This window comes from Neobacillus soli NBRC 102451, from assembly GCF_001591665.1.
GTDB lineage: Bacteria > Bacillota > Bacilli > Bacillales > Cytobacillaceae > Neobacillus > Neobacillus soli.
This window is the reverse complement of sequence record NZ_BCVI01000009.1, coordinates 1-13,929: the sequence shown is the minus strand read 5'-3', so window position 1 is coordinate 13,929 and position 13,929 is coordinate 1. Positions and strand designations below refer to the sequence as shown.

Here is a 13,929-nt window from a genome sequence, read left to right as displayed (position 1 = left end):
ATGGTCAGTATCAGTATTGACACTTCCTACTCATTTTCATTCTCTGTGGTGCAGCACTGATTTTATGCTGCATGGATGGCTAACGGGGTGTAAAAGTTAAAGATTAAAGCTGTCATTGAAGCAGCTTTTCTTATTTGATTAACGGGGGAGGGAGAAATTCCCTGCCGCTCAGTATTTTAGGACGGGTGCGACAATTCTGTAAAGATAAACAATATCTTACAGGTTGTATATTATCTTATGGAGTAAGTTTCCAGTGAGTAAAGAAGAAAGATAAAACGGTGGTAAAAATCATAAAAAGGGCTTTTAGAATCCCTTTAATTTCTTTATCAAAAGAAAGTAGAATAATTCACATTATAGGGCGACACACATTATTCAAATATCAAATTCTTTTCGAAGCTGGATCATATATGAAATGTCTACCCCTAATAGATCCGCTAATTCTTTTTCATTCGCTTTTGGGTGCTTGTTCCGCAATCGTTTAAGCATTTTCTTTTGAGATTTCCGCTCTGCTTTCTGCACCGAATTTTCTTCTTTAGCTTTTGGTTCACTTTGACGGGTGGTTAATACAGATACTACCTCGCTTAACGAATCAATTTTTTCTTGGGACTCTCCAATCAATGATTCTTTATTTTCATTGGTAGGTTTCATTTCGTCTATTTGTTTATGAAGTTTTGCATTTTCCTTTTTGCTATTTTCTAGACTTACAGCAAATGACGTAATTACTTGTTCTTTGGTGCCAATAACTTCTTTTAGATGTTTAAGCTGCATTTCTTGCTCGGCTACTAGACTTCTTAACTCCCCAATCAATGTATGATTATTTTCACTTATTTTTCTCTTTTCGTCTACTTGCTTTTGAAGTGTTTCTATTTGCTTTTGAAGTATTTCTCTTTGCATTTGGAATTCTGCTATTTCTTTATTGCTATTATCAAGGCTTGCAGTAAGTGAACCTATATCTTCTTTCTTGTTTGCTAATTCCTCTTTTAAATAAATTTCTTGTTTAACCATGTTAGCCACTAGCTTATTAATACGAGTCGTATGGGCTACAAGTTCTGATGGGTCTTGATCATCATTACCTGTGACTACGGTTTCCATTCCTAACTCCTCCTTTTGGTTAAATATTCAAGTCAAAAATAATAATCATAATTTCAAATCGATCACGAGAATCTTTGACATTATTGCAATAATATATGACGGTAAGAATAATATTGAATGGACAAGTGTCTGAATTCAATAATTAATTATATAAAGAAGTTAATTCAACCTCTAATCCAATTTAGGTTACAAAGGATCGTAGCAAATGATGGGATAGAATCATTCCTCAAATTTCCCTATCGCTTAAGTATTAAAGCTTAAAAGGTATTGATTATATAAAGGTTGTTATTGCTAACATTTGCGTTTCTTAAATAAAGAGGAACGCTCTTTTTGGCTAATGGAAACAAATTATTAAAATCTCAACAAAATACAAATTTTGAGGGAGAATTTATCGGGGCATGCTTGTCCTCTTTGCTTTTTCAAAAGCAAAGAGGAACAAAATTAAGAGCCAAATAGATGTGCATTATAAGAAATGAGAAAAGTCCAAAAGAAGGGATATTTAGCACTAAGCGAGAGGCGTTTGCATGTAATGCAGACGCTTTTTTTTGAAAAGTTATTTTAGCAAATTATTGATTTTTACTACTATATGATGTTTGTCCAATCCACTTTTGTCTTCAGAAATATAATATATAGAAGGTTTTTTCCTTCGAAAAATCAAAAAGGTGGTGGAAAATATGGGATATGGATACGGCGGAGGCTATGGAGGCAGCAGCTTTGTATTAATCGTTGTATTGTTCATTCTCCTTATCATTGTAGGAGCTTCATTTATGGGAGGCTACTAAGTTGCAATTAACAAAGGGACAGGCTTAGTTCGGCTGTCCCTTTGTTAATTGCAACTGTTACTATCCGTCATTGGCTAAATAATTGATTTTTTTTAACAGTATGATTTTTGTCCAAACCCTCCTTGTATTATAACGTATACATAGAGAGAAAGGGCTTTCTAAAACCCATCATAATTTATCTTATGAGAGGAAGGAGAAGTTGGTGGAGGAGAATGATCATAAAGAAAAACAAAACCTAAATGGTGAAATCGACCCTTTTTCAAGATTCCTGTTTGGAAACAGAAACCATAGAGAAACTTACGAAGTAGCTGAAAATAATTCTCAAGAACAAAAAGAAAGCTCATCGTTTTCCCATAACAGATCTGATCGGTTCGATGATTGGTTTTTTGATGCTAGGAAAACAGAAAAGAAAGGTACTTCAAGTAATCAAAATCAGATAGAAAACCTGCTTCACAACGTGGATAGTGGATTGCTTATAGAGACGATCGAAATGTTTATCGAAACTTCTAAACAATATAAACCATTTTTTAAGGGTATCCCCCTTTTCTTAAATCAATTTATTAAAAAATTTAAATCCAAATGAAATAAAGGATTTTATCAAATTCCGTTTCTAATTCGCTGAAAGGCTTATTTTTTATGATATGAATACACCAATTACAATTAATGCGAAAAAAGCTGCCCGACTTGTAATCAGAGATGACACAACATTAACCCAATCCGCAACTACCAAACAATTCAAATCCACTTAAACCAATAAGGGCATCAAGATAGTAAAACCCCTGAAGACAACTTCAGGGGTACAAACATTTTGAAGGTAAAAGCAGACCATGTGGGGATCAATCAATTAACATCCACAGCAATGTTAGAATCCAAAATGGTGGTGGAAAGGATAGCCTCCATATCCAAAATGGTGGTGGAAAGGATAACCTCCATAAAAGCCGCCATATCCATGGTGGAAAGGATAACCTCCATAAAAGCTGCCATATCCCATGCCATAAGGATACCCTCCGTAATAGCCACCATATCCCATTCCGCTACCGAAGAATTGTCTTTCCATTTTTTATATCTCCTCCTCAAATTGATTCAAAGATAGTGTATGCGTCCCTATATGAAGAAGGATGGGTATTTATCTATTTGTAAAAGTATTTTTTAATTCTGGTGCCACGTTCCGATTGAAAAAATTATTTAACAATCGAGCGCAATTCTGAAAAGAATGGTCCCTTTTTTAGCAATCGGGCCATCTTGTTAAACAAGTTCGAAGAAATTAATGGTAAAATAATGAAGGATTTTAAATTGGTATGTGCAAGACAGGTTATAATATTATAAACAGGAAAAGCCATATAAGGAATTTTTTCGATTAAAAGTCATCTTCCAGAAAAGGGCCATTTTTTTTAGCATCTTATGATAAGTTAGTTATGAAATAATAATTCAGAAGGTATTGAAATATTTTACTTTTATAGTTTGGGGAGAAAAAATTTTTAAAAGGTGAAAAAATGATAGAAAAAATTAAAGCCACTACCAGAAAGGGTCGCATTTGGAATAGGCTTAACAAAGCCTCTTAAAACAGTTATTAATGTCTAAGAACTATAGATATGGTCTCATTCATAAACTATTGTATCAATTCCTAAAGGTGTTCAATATGAGAAACATGAGGGAGATACAAATTCAACCTATATTCGGGCAAGCATGGACAGGAAGACATGTTGTCTTTCTTCACTGTAAAACAATATTCAGCTGATAAATCTGTATAAAAATTATCACGCTCCGATTGAGCCGCCACGTCACAATTGTGTTGAAACTTTATCGCAATTACTAAGTATTGGTTACCAAATCAATGCGGCCATTACACCAATCTCATCAAATCATATTCAATACATTTTAGTACTTTGATTTTGTAAATTAAGACAAACCGAACCAAGAAACAAGTTAAAACGGCATTACTTCCAATAAAGGGGGACTTATTTCAATCATTCATGTTATCGTTGTTAGAAATTGCTTTTATAAAAAAAGCATGCCATGACTTTTGTCAGTTTGGCACGCCATTTTAATAATCATCATTCTATTTCGCAAATACGTGATTACCGATTGTCTCTACTTTTTCACGTGAGCGAATCCAATCATCTGTTGCAATTTCAGGGTTATAGAAAAAAATTGAATCAGTTATAGTATCTTCTCTTTTTAGAGCCTCTTCTATTGCTTGAGTTGACTCTTCTGATGCCGGTTTATTAATTTCACCATTTTGAACAGGTGAAAAGGCATAAGCATCACCGACTACTTCATTAATCACTTCTGTCACCGTATCAGGAAACTGAGGGGATTCCACTCGATTTAACACGACTGTTGCAACGGCTACTTTTCCTTCATACGGCTCGCCTTTTGCCTCCGCTTCAACTAATCTGGCAAATAAGTCTTTTTCTTTATCTGAAATAGAAATAGTAGGTGTTGGAATCTCTTCAACTGGAGCTTCAACTTCAGGTTCATTTGGTTGAGCCGATTTTTCTTCAGCATCTTTCAAATCATTAGTAGTCTCAGCTGCAGGTTTTGATGGCTCTGCTAGTAAATCAACTGCTTTTGCAGCTACATATATCGCCGGTTTTGCTAATTGGATGGATATGCTCTGTGGTTGTAAGATTTTTCCTGTAGAAATATCTTGTTTTACCACTTTATTCACAATGGTTAAACTATTTTGTATTTCATGTACCGGAAGGCTGTGTTCATTTTGATTGAAAGATTCGGTGATCGCCTTCGCAGTATTAATGTGTATCCCAAAGGCAATTGTAGCTACACAAGCTACAACAAATGATTTATAAGAATTCCTCATGCTGTGTGCTACCTCCTGTAAAATTCCCATGATATCACCTTATCATGGCTTATACTTCATTTACAGAACGATAGCGTTACAATTCATTTTATTTTGATGAACAGCATTACATAAAGGGAAGGTTTATGACAATACTCCTAAGTAAATGTCATAAACTAGGAAATAATGCGAAGTGGAGGAATAAATTACTAAAATATTTGTCATTTTTAAAGGGACCATGGTGACTTTTTTCTTATATTGTTCGAACGAGACAGGTTGTGACATTTATTCAGTAAGAATTCAATATAGGGTTAATAGATGGAGGTAGCTACTTTAAGGAGGTTTTAATTTTGTCAGAGGACAAAAATATGAATCATTCAAATGAACAAGATGTGGAACGTGAAACGTAGACAACACGCCAGGGGCATCCTGTGTTGGATAATCAAAATATACGAACTATAGGTAATCGTGGGCCAGCTACACTTGAGAATTATCACTCCATTGGAGAGATTTCCCATTTTTATTGGGAAGAGGTACCAGAGCGTGTTGTACATGCCCGTGGATCCGGGCTTTTGCTATTCGAAACATACGGAAAGGTGGGAGATGAACCGGTAGAAAAGTATACATGTGCGAATGTATTTTCAGGTGCTGGGAAGCGTACACCGTTAATGGTTCGTTTCTCCACAGTGGCAGGAGGAAAGGATTCGCCAGAAACGGCACGCGACCCACGTGACATTGAGGTAAAAATGTATACGGAGGATGGAAACTGGGATCTTGTTGGGAACAACTTGAAAATTTTCTTTATTCGTGATGCGATGAAATTCCCTGATATGATATGCCAGTGGGTCGTATGGTGCTAGATCGCAATCCAGTGGAATTCCATGCGGAGATTGAGCAAGCGCCTTTGGTACAGGGGTTCTTGTCGATGGAATGGACTTTTCAGATGATAAAATGCTACAAGGGCGTACGTTCTCTTACTCCGATACACAGCGCTATCGTGTAGGTCCAAATTATCTACAATTGCCAGTGAACGCACCAAAAGCACCTGTTCGTACAAATCAGTGTCGTGCTCAAATGGATTTACGTGATCCGAGAGAAATCGGGGAACATCCTCATATTAACTACGAGCCATCAATGCTTGGAGGTTTAGAGGAAGCAAGTATAGAAGGTCGTGCACCACACCAACAAACGAATAATGGTGCAGTAATGAGTGCACCTATTGATCGACCTAACAACTATAGTCAAGCGGATCACACCTACCGAAGCTTTGAAGACTGGGAGCGTGATGAATTAATTAAAAACCTATCCGAGGCTCTTGGGGTATGTGATAAAAAAATCCAAGATGCCATGATTGAACATTTTACAAAAGCAGATGAAGACTATGGGCGTCGTGTGAAGGAAGGCATCGAAATGAAAATGAAATAATTAGATGGCACGGAGAAAGAAAACAAGGTTCCAGGACGTGAATCTGGTCAATCGAAATATGGTCAACGTTCAATAGAAGCGAACGAAGCAACCAAAGATGCCGTGAAGAAAAGCCACGAAGCCGATCCTTATTAATTAAGAAGTATGAATACAAGGGGTTGTCCAGAAGTTTGTAAAAACTTACTACTGGAAGCCTTTTTATTTTTCCTCAATTTCAGCCATTTCCACGGACGGACGTCGAGCTTGGGCGATAGAAATAGCAGGGGTATTTCGGATATAAAAGATGATTGGAGGCTTTTTAGTAATTATCTTTTTCTCAACACCCCCTTTTTCACCAGATTTACAAGTGTTCCTTACTAAAAACCATCGGAACCGTCCCCATGGTCATTACTAAATTCAAATTTCAGAAAAATATAATTAGTAGGTTGTTTTTTTTAATAAAGTATAATAAAATAACCTACAATACCAACTAAACCACTATGAATATATTGGTTTGAAATAAAGGGGGCTGTGATGTGTCAACGGATGTGATTGAAGTAACCGATGTAGAGAAGAAATTTGTAAATGGAAAGGAATCACTTCATGTACTTGATCAGGTTTCTTATCGGGTCAAGAAGGGGGAAATTGTCACATTACTTGGAAAAAGCGGCTGTGGAAAGAGTACTCTATTAAACATGGTGGCTGGTTTCGAAAAGGCAGATGGAGGAACGGTGATTCTTGATGGTCATGAGGTGAAACGTCCTTCAAGAAAATGTATTATGTTGTTTCAGCAAATCAATCTTTTGCCTTGGCGTACGGTTCTAAAAAATGTGGAACTAGGGCTAGAAGGAGAAAAAATTCCGGGAGTGGAAAAAAACAAACGGATTATGGACGCGTTAAAGCTTGTTGGACTTGAAAATTACCTTCATCAATTTCCGCATGAATTGTCAGGTGGAATGCAGCAGCGTGTTGCTATTGCAAGAGCTCTCGCGATGCAGCCAGATGTCATCTTGATGGACGAACCATTTGCTGCACTTGATACGTTTAATCGCTATTTCTTACAGGATGAACTTCTTCGTATTCAGGAAAAATTGAAGACGACTATTTTAATGGTGACACATGATATAGATGAAGCCGTCTATTTATCTGACAGAATACTAATTATGAGTTCTCACCCGGGAAGAATTTTTAAGGATATGCCGATTAAACTTGCCAAGCCGAGAGACCGTGCTGGGGAAGATTTTCATCAATACCGTAAACGGATATTAGAAGAGTTCGAACTTAGCGGTAATCACCAAGAACCTGAATACATTATTTAAGGAGAAATGAGCGTTGAGGAAAAACAAAAAATGGATGTTCCCACTATTAACCGCTGTTATTATGTTGTTTATTTCGGCGTGCGGACAGCGGGCAGGGCAAACCCTGGATAAACCAACGATTAAAATTGGTTACCTTCCCATCACACATGCCGGACCACTTTACTTGGATGCCCATGTTCACGGTGGCCAATTCAAGAGTTACAACATTGAGTTGGTTAAATTTAACTCCTGGCCCGATTTAATGGATGCTTTAAATACTGGACGTGTAGATGGTGCCTCTGTCTTAATTGAACTTGCGATGAAAGCAGTGGAAAAGGGAATTGATTTAAAAGCAGTGGCACTCGGTCATAAGGATGGAAATGTATTAATTTCATCAAAAGAGATTAATGAAGTAAAAGACCTTAAGAATAAAACATTTGCGATCCCACATAAATATTCCACTCATAATCTCTTATTATATGAAACATTGAAAAAAGAAGGAATGAACTATAATGATGTCAATGTAGTGGAGATGCCACCGGCTGAAATGCCTGCTGCGTTGGCTGGAAATCGAATTTCGGGTTATGTGGTGGCAGAACCGTTTGGTGCCCAAGCGGTTGTGTTGAATAAAGGACATGTCCTTCACTCTTCGGATGACATTTGGCCAAATTCCTATTGCTGTGTACTCGTTTTCCATAACGATTTTATTCAAGGTAACCGGACTGCCATTCAATCTATGGTAAGCCAGTATATAAAATCTGGAGAACTTGCAAACCAGAAGGATCCCGCTTTATATGAATCATTCGAGCATTACATGAAAGTAGACAAGAAGGTTCTTGATTTATCGCTTGAATGGATTTCGTTTGATGGATTACGCATAGAAAAAAAGGAATATGATAAGCTTCGCAATCTCGTCTTGGAGATGAAGCTGATGGAAGACCCACCATTATATGAAGAATTTGTGGATAATACATTTATGAATAAAGCGATGTGACAAGTGATGAAATTAGGAAAAAAACTGTTGAATTTTTTAATAGGGATGGTCATTCTGGTGATCATTTGGCAACTGGTGAAATGGGTTGGCGGTTATCCTGAAGCCCTGCTTCCCTCTCCGTTAAGTGTGGGGAAAGCTATTATTGCTCTAATTGTTGAGGGGACCTTATTCGAGCATTTACAAGTGAGTCTTGGCAGGTTTCTTGCAGGCTATTTCTTAGCTGTTATTCCCGCTATTCTTCTCGGAATGATTTTAGGAAGATTGCCGAAAGTGTGGCAAGTTTTTGACCCGATTGTGCAAGTGCTAAGGCCGGTATCTCCTGTTGCGTGGTCGCCGTTTATCGTACTTTGGTTTGGAATCGGAAACATGCCAGCGATTGTTATCATTTTCATAGCTGCCTTCTTTCCAGTCTTATTAACGACAGTAGCAGGAGTCAAAAAGATTGATCGATCCTATTTGAAAATTGCCGAAAACCTTGAAATTAGGAATCTGAAGTTGATGGTTACATTCATTTTTCCAGCTGCCTTCCCATCGATTGTAAGCGGCTTGCGTCTTGCTGTGGGGACGGGGTGGATTTTCCTTGTAGCAGGAGAAATGGTTGGAGCCCAGTCAGGCCTTGGCTTTTTAATCGTTGATTCAAGAAATACGTTAAATCTCGATTACGTTCTAGCAGGGATCATTTTTATCGGTGTGAGCGGATTTCTATTGGATCGTTTAATTGGCTTATTTGAAGGATGGGTGGGCAAGCATTGGGGAATGACTGCTCGTACGTGAAAAAGGCTGGAGATTATTAATCTCCTGCCTTTTTCAGCTCTTCTTGGACGGCGACTACTTCAACATGTTTCACAATATCACCGGTTTTTTTATTATAATAAGAGATTTCAACCTCATCACCTGTTTCGGAATCAATCAGTTTTTTATAACATTTCTGTAGATGACTGCTGCCCCAGATAATCAATGCATTGAAGACATGTTCTAATTCCTCACCGCTTTTTGTTAATTGGTACCGATAGCGTGGAGGGTGCACAGAATAGAGTTCTGCCGAAATAAGTCCTTCTTCTTCTAAATTTTTCAGCCGCTCTGATAAAAGATTGGATGAAATTCCAGGTAAAGCCTTTTTCATTTCGTTAAACAATGTTTGGCCGTTTAATATTTCATGGACAATTAATAAAGTCCAGCGATCCCCAATGATATTAAGTGATTGGGCAATATTACAGGGTATATCATATCTAGTTTTCATTTGAAAAATCCCTTCCATGTTTTTATCTATTTTATCATAAAATATTAAAAATTAATAAAGTTGATTTTTTGAACTAAGTATAATAAAATAACCTTATTGAATGACAATTAAAATTTTTCAAAAAGCGAGGGAATTAGAATGGCACTTTATTTAGTTGAATCATCATTAAAGGAAGTTGTGTCAACAAAGGAAGAATTGAATCAAAAGGTTTCTGCTCTCCAAGCAAAATTGAATGAAAAAAATGCAGCAATAGTTGAAGTACAAGTTTCAAAAGAATTTTCCCGCTCATTCTTTATTATAGAAGGTGAAGATCAAACGGTTGCGACTGAAACACTCAAAGCTGACGGAGTTCCAGTTGAACTTGTTAAAGAAGTTCGTCTTGTTGGAAAAGAGTTAGAGGATGTAAAGAAAAATAATGATGTGGTTAATTATTTAGTAGAATGGAATATTCCAGCAGAAATAACCATGGACCAATACTTAGCCCGCAAAAAGAAAAATTCTGTTCATTATCAAGAAGTTCCAGAAGTGGCATTTTCAAGAACGTATGTTTGTGAAGATATGACAAAATGCCTTTGTTTCTACGATGCTCCTGACGAAGCTGCTGTAAAGCGCGCTCGCGAGGCAGTGCAAACTCCAATCGATTCTATTACGGAACTTGCAGGAAAATAATAAAGTAGTAGGTAAGCGGCTAAAAACCATCAACGTGGTTTTTAGCCTCTTTTTCTAATAAAATGTATAAAGTTTGACTTCGAGAAATGCCCAGCCCCAGGCGCCTTACGCTTTTCGTATGGAATCTCGTAATCTGAAAATTTTAAAAAGATGGTTGATTTTTTGAACAAAGTATAATAATATAACTCTATAACCAACTAATCTAATTGGAATTAAATGATTTAAGGACATTCTGAAGGCGGGAAGTGACAGCATGGAAATGGGGATTTTAAGTCAATCATCTACGCTTGAAAAGTTAATTAAGGATGAATTGAAGCCATACGTAAAACAAATTGATACAGATGCCTATTACGCGGAACGATTTTTAATAAAACTTGGGGAAGCCGGATTGTTTTCCTCTGTAAATAAGTCACAAAAGGAATATCTTTTAGATGAGATGTTCGTAGTCCAAGAAACAGCTAAGGTTTGTATGACCACTGCTTTTTGTCTCTGGTGCCATCTAGCTGCGTTAACCTATGTCCGTCAGACAAAGAATGAAAAATTGAAAAATAAAATGTTGCTATCTCTTGAAAAAGGGGAGATCTTAGCTGGAACAGGTTTATCTAACCCGATGAAATATTTTGCAGGGTTGGAAAAACTTTATTTGAAGGCGAAACCCGTAATAGGCGGTTATCTGATCTCTGGCGTATTGCCCTCTGTCTCCAACCTTGGCAGTGATCACTGGTTTGGATGCATTGCAGGTGTAAATGAGGGCAAACAAATCATGTGTTTTGTTCCTTGTAACGCTGATGGTTTAAAAATGAAGGAAAAGGTAGATTATCTCGGAATCAATGGAAGTGCCACCTATGCATGTTCCTTTCAAGATGTATTTGTTCCAGATGAGTGGGTTTTGTCAGAAAATGCAAAGGAATACGTTGAAGAGATTCGCCTGGCGTTTATCTCCTATCAAATCCCGCTTGGACTTGGTGTGACCCAGGCTTCGATTTCTTCCATTGAAAAAGTGTGTCAAAAACAAAATGGCTGTAACCAGTTTTTGAATAAGCAACCTGAAGAATTACGTGGAGCAGAGGAGAAGATCCAGCAAAAATTACAATCCCTATATAACGGTGAAATTATAAACTTCAAAGAGATTGCCCGTGTACGACTTGAAACGGCCTATTTAACTTTAGAAGCAGTCCAATCAAGTATGCTGCACAACGGCAGTGCCGGTTATGTAAAGGATAGTGCACCATCTCGAAGACTGCGTGAGGCTTATTTCTTTGCTAACTTGACACCAACAGTGAAACACTTAGAGAAAGTCCTGAATGGATAAATATACTATTTTCCCCCATACTGATATGGGACTGATCATGGGGGATTTTTTTCAAAATCATTTCGAAAGGTGGGAGAGTATTGAAACTTTACAGTTCAATTCTTGACTTAATTGGGAAAACTCCGATTGTAAAATTGAATAAATTACCTGACCCAACTGGGGGGAAAGTATACATAAAATTGGAATCATTTAACCCAGGCGGCAGTGTGAAAGACCGTGCTGCCATTAATATGATTGAAAGTGCAGAGAATGAGGGGAAATTAATTCCGGGAAAAAGTACCGTAATCGAGCCGACTTCCGGTAATACGGGTATCGGAATCGCCATGGTATGTGCAGTGAAAGGGTATCGTTGTATTATTACGATGCCTGATAATGCGACTGCAGAGCGTGTGAAGATTTTAAAAGCATATGGAGCAGAAGTATACCTAACTCCAGCAAGATTGCGAATGAATGGGGCGATTGATGAAGCAAACCGATTAGCTGAAACCATTTCAGATTGTTTTATTCCCATGCAATTTGAGAATCCTGCAAATGCCGATGCACATCGCGAAACAACGGCAGTTGAAATTCTTGAAGCTTTCGAAGGGAAATTGGATGCACTTGTGTTAACTGCAGGAACAGGAGGAACGGTAACTGGAGTTGGGGAAGAGCTAAAAAAGCAGATTCCAAACTTGAAAATTTATGTAGTGGAACCGTTTGGATCCCCTGTTCTTTCAGGTGGTGAGCCTGGACCTCATAAAATCCCAGGAACAGGTCCCGGTTTTATTCCTAAGATTTTAAATCGTGATATTTATGATGAAATTTTGCATATTAAGGATGAAGATGCCCAGGTAACGGCACGCCGGCTTGCTTCAGTGGAAGGGATCTTTGTAGGCGCATCTGGATCTTCTTCGGCCCATTTCGCTGTCGAGATCGCAAAAAGTCTGCCATCTTCAGCTAGAGTTCTTTGTATAGCTCCAGACACGGGAGAACGGTATCTGTCTTCGGACTTATTTCTAAGTTGAGTCCAGAGTCCATGGTGATGTTTCATGTGGTCGGTACTAACCTCACTAAAAACCACAAGACCGTCCCAAATTTCATTCTTGTATTAAGCATATTTACTGCATTTTTTATATCGTAAAAGTATGATAAAAGGGTTCACTAAAATGCGGAGGTCGAGAATTATGAATCCAAAATATACACCATTATTCCAGCCAATTAACTTGCGCAGCGGAATTCAATTAGATAATCGTGTTGTTATGGCACCGATGACCAATTGGTCTTCAAATCTAGACGGTACAGTTTCAGATGAGGAAGTAGCTTACTATAGCCGCCGTTCAAATGGAGTCGGAATGGTTGTTACAGCATGTACATATGTCACAGCTAACGGAAAAGGATTTCATGGTGAATTTGGAAGCAATCGTGATGACCTGATTCCAAGTTTACGCCGACTAGCTTCTGCCATTAAAGAACAAGGAGCGAAAGCAGTCCTGCAAATTTTCCATGGCGGCAGGATGTGTCCGCCAGAGTTAGTTCCAAATGGAGAAATTGTTAGTGCTAGTGCTGTTCCGGCAGAACAAGGTACAGTATCCCATCAAGTTCCCCGCGCTTTGAGTGAGGTAGAAATTCAATCCATTATTCGTGATTTTGGCGAGTCTACCCGGAGAGCGATTGAAGCTGGATTTGATGGGGTTGAATTACATGGAGCGAATGGCTATTTAATTCAGCAGTTCTTTTCACCACATTCCAACCGACGTGAAGATCAGTACGGCGGAAGTTTGGAAAAAAGATTATCCTTTCCAATTGCCGTTATAGATGAAGTGAAAAAGGTAGTAGCTGAAAATGCGAAACAACCATTCCTTGTTGGATATAGATTCTCACCAGAGGAACCTGAAACACCCGGAATTACCATGGCAGATACTCTTGCCTTAGTGGATATTTTGGCTAGTAAAGAGCTTGATTACCTTCATGTTTCGGTAACGGAGTTCTGGTCAACGCCAAGACGCGGTGTGGAAGATACCCGATCTCGCCTTGAAATTATTCAGGAGAGAGTGGGGGATCTTGTTCCAGTGATTGGTGTAGGCTCCATTTACACAGCAGACGATGCTTTAAAAGCGATTCAAACTGGCGTTTCAATGATTGCAATCGGACGAGAGCTAATTATTGACCCTGATTGGGTTGAAAAGGTTAGACAAGGAAAAGAGTCTGAAATTGAAACAAAACTAAAGAAAGACGCTCAATCTCGTCTTGTTGTGCCAGATCCTCTTTGGCAAGCGATTGTCAACAGACCTGGATGGTTTCCAATGGAAAAATAAGAAAAGCGGAAGCGCCCTGCTCAGCGGCGTATGGCCTAGAGCGC

The 13,929-nt window shown here is 38.1% G+C and carries 13 protein-coding genes and 1 pseudogene; 10 read left to right on the top strand and 4 right to left on the bottom strand.

Translation table 11 applies throughout. From position 1 onward, the window contains the following. Nucleotides 1–372 precede the first annotated feature (372 nt). A complete protein-coding gene (locus BSO02S_RS04460) occupies nt 373–1,092 on the bottom strand; it encodes a hypothetical protein (RefSeq protein WP_066063123.1) in 720 nt (239 codons plus the stop codon). A gap of 674 nt (nt 1,093–1,766) precedes the next feature. Here BSO02S_RS04460 and BSO02S_RS04455 point away from each other — a divergent pair. After that, nucleotides 1,767–1,874, top strand: coding sequence for a YjcZ family sporulation protein (locus BSO02S_RS04455; RefSeq protein WP_066063122.1), 108 nt, complete (start codon nt 1,767–1,769; stop codon nt 1,872–1,874). Nucleotides 1,875–2,076: 202 nt separating this feature from the next. Next, on the top strand, nt 2,077–2,457 hold the full coding sequence (locus BSO02S_RS04450) for a hypothetical protein (RefSeq protein WP_066063119.1): 381 nt from the start codon (nt 2,077–2,079) through the stop codon (nt 2,455–2,457). 257 nt (nt 2,458–2,714) lie between these two features. Here BSO02S_RS04450 and BSO02S_RS26105 read toward each other — a convergent pair whose 3' ends face one another. Both BSO02S_RS26105 and BSO02S_RS04445 read right to left on the bottom strand, forming a co-directional pair. Then, nucleotides 2,715–2,870: a hypothetical protein gene (locus tag BSO02S_RS26105; RefSeq protein ID WP_157081384.1), complete on the bottom strand. Its 156-nt coding sequence runs from the start codon at nt 2,868–2,870 to the stop codon at nt 2,715–2,717. 1,063 nt (nt 2,871–3,933) lie between these two features. Then, a complete protein-coding gene (locus BSO02S_RS04445) occupies nt 3,934–4,695 on the bottom strand; it encodes a cell wall hydrolase (RefSeq protein WP_066063116.1) in 762 nt (253 codons plus the stop codon). Between the two features lie 329 nt (nt 4,696–5,024). On the opposite strand from BSO02S_RS04445, the pseudogene BSO02S_RS04440 reads away from it, so the two are divergent. From BSO02S_RS04440 to BSO02S_RS04425, 4 genes and pseudogenes are all read left to right on the top strand, one after another. Continuing rightward, nucleotides 5,025–6,234, top strand: a pseudogene (locus BSO02S_RS04440) (catalase). Between the two features lie 380 nt (nt 6,235–6,614). Further along, nucleotides 6,615–7,397: an ABC transporter ATP-binding protein gene (locus BSO02S_RS04435; protein ID WP_066063111.1), complete on the top strand. Its 783-nt coding sequence runs from the start codon at nt 6,615–6,617 to the stop codon at nt 7,395–7,397. Between the two features lie 13 nt (nt 7,398–7,410). After that, nucleotides 7,411–8,370, top strand: a complete 960-nt coding sequence (locus BSO02S_RS04430; RefSeq protein WP_235846868.1) for an ABC transporter substrate-binding protein — start codon at nt 7,411–7,413, stop codon at nt 8,368–8,370. Nucleotides 8,371–8,376: 6 nt separating this feature from the next. Next, a complete protein-coding gene (locus BSO02S_RS04425; RefSeq protein WP_066063110.1) occupies nt 8,377–9,144 on the top strand; it encodes an ABC transporter permease in 768 nt (255 codons plus the stop codon). Between the two features lie 16 nt (nt 9,145–9,160). On the opposite strand, the gene BSO02S_RS04420 is transcribed toward BSO02S_RS04425, so the two are convergent. Further along, nucleotides 9,161–9,610: a winged helix-turn-helix transcriptional regulator gene (locus BSO02S_RS04420; protein WP_066063107.1), complete on the bottom strand. Its 450-nt coding sequence runs from the start codon at nt 9,608–9,610 to the stop codon at nt 9,161–9,163. A 138-nt stretch (nt 9,611–9,748) separates the two neighbouring features. On the opposite strand from BSO02S_RS04420, the gene BSO02S_RS04415 reads away from it, so the two are divergent. The 4 genes from BSO02S_RS04415 (at nt 9,749) to BSO02S_RS04400 (ending at nt 13,885) form a co-directional block, all read left to right on the top strand. Beyond that, the gene (locus BSO02S_RS04415; protein ID WP_066063106.1) at nt 9,749–10,279 is read left to right on the top strand and encodes a DUF4242 domain-containing protein; all 531 of its coding nucleotides are present in this window, start codon (nt 9,749–9,751) and stop codon (nt 10,277–10,279) included. Nucleotides 10,280–10,532: 253 nt separating this feature from the next. After that, the gene (locus BSO02S_RS04410; protein ID WP_096190875.1) at nt 10,533–11,591 is read left to right on the top strand and encodes an acyl-CoA dehydrogenase family protein; all 1,059 of its coding nucleotides are present in this window, start codon (nt 10,533–10,535) and stop codon (nt 11,589–11,591) included. Nucleotides 11,592–11,671: 80 nt separating this feature from the next. Continuing rightward, nucleotides 11,672–12,595: a cysteine synthase A gene (gene cysK / locus BSO02S_RS04405; protein ID WP_066063100.1), complete on the top strand. Its 924-nt coding sequence runs from the start codon at nt 11,672–11,674 to the stop codon at nt 12,593–12,595. Nucleotides 12,596–12,754: 159 nt separating this feature from the next. Continuing rightward, nucleotides 12,755–13,885: an NADH-dependent flavin oxidoreductase gene (locus BSO02S_RS04400; RefSeq protein ID WP_066063095.1), complete on the top strand. Its 1,131-nt coding sequence runs from the start codon at nt 12,755–12,757 to the stop codon at nt 13,883–13,885. Nucleotides 13,886–13,929: the final 44 nt, after the last annotated feature.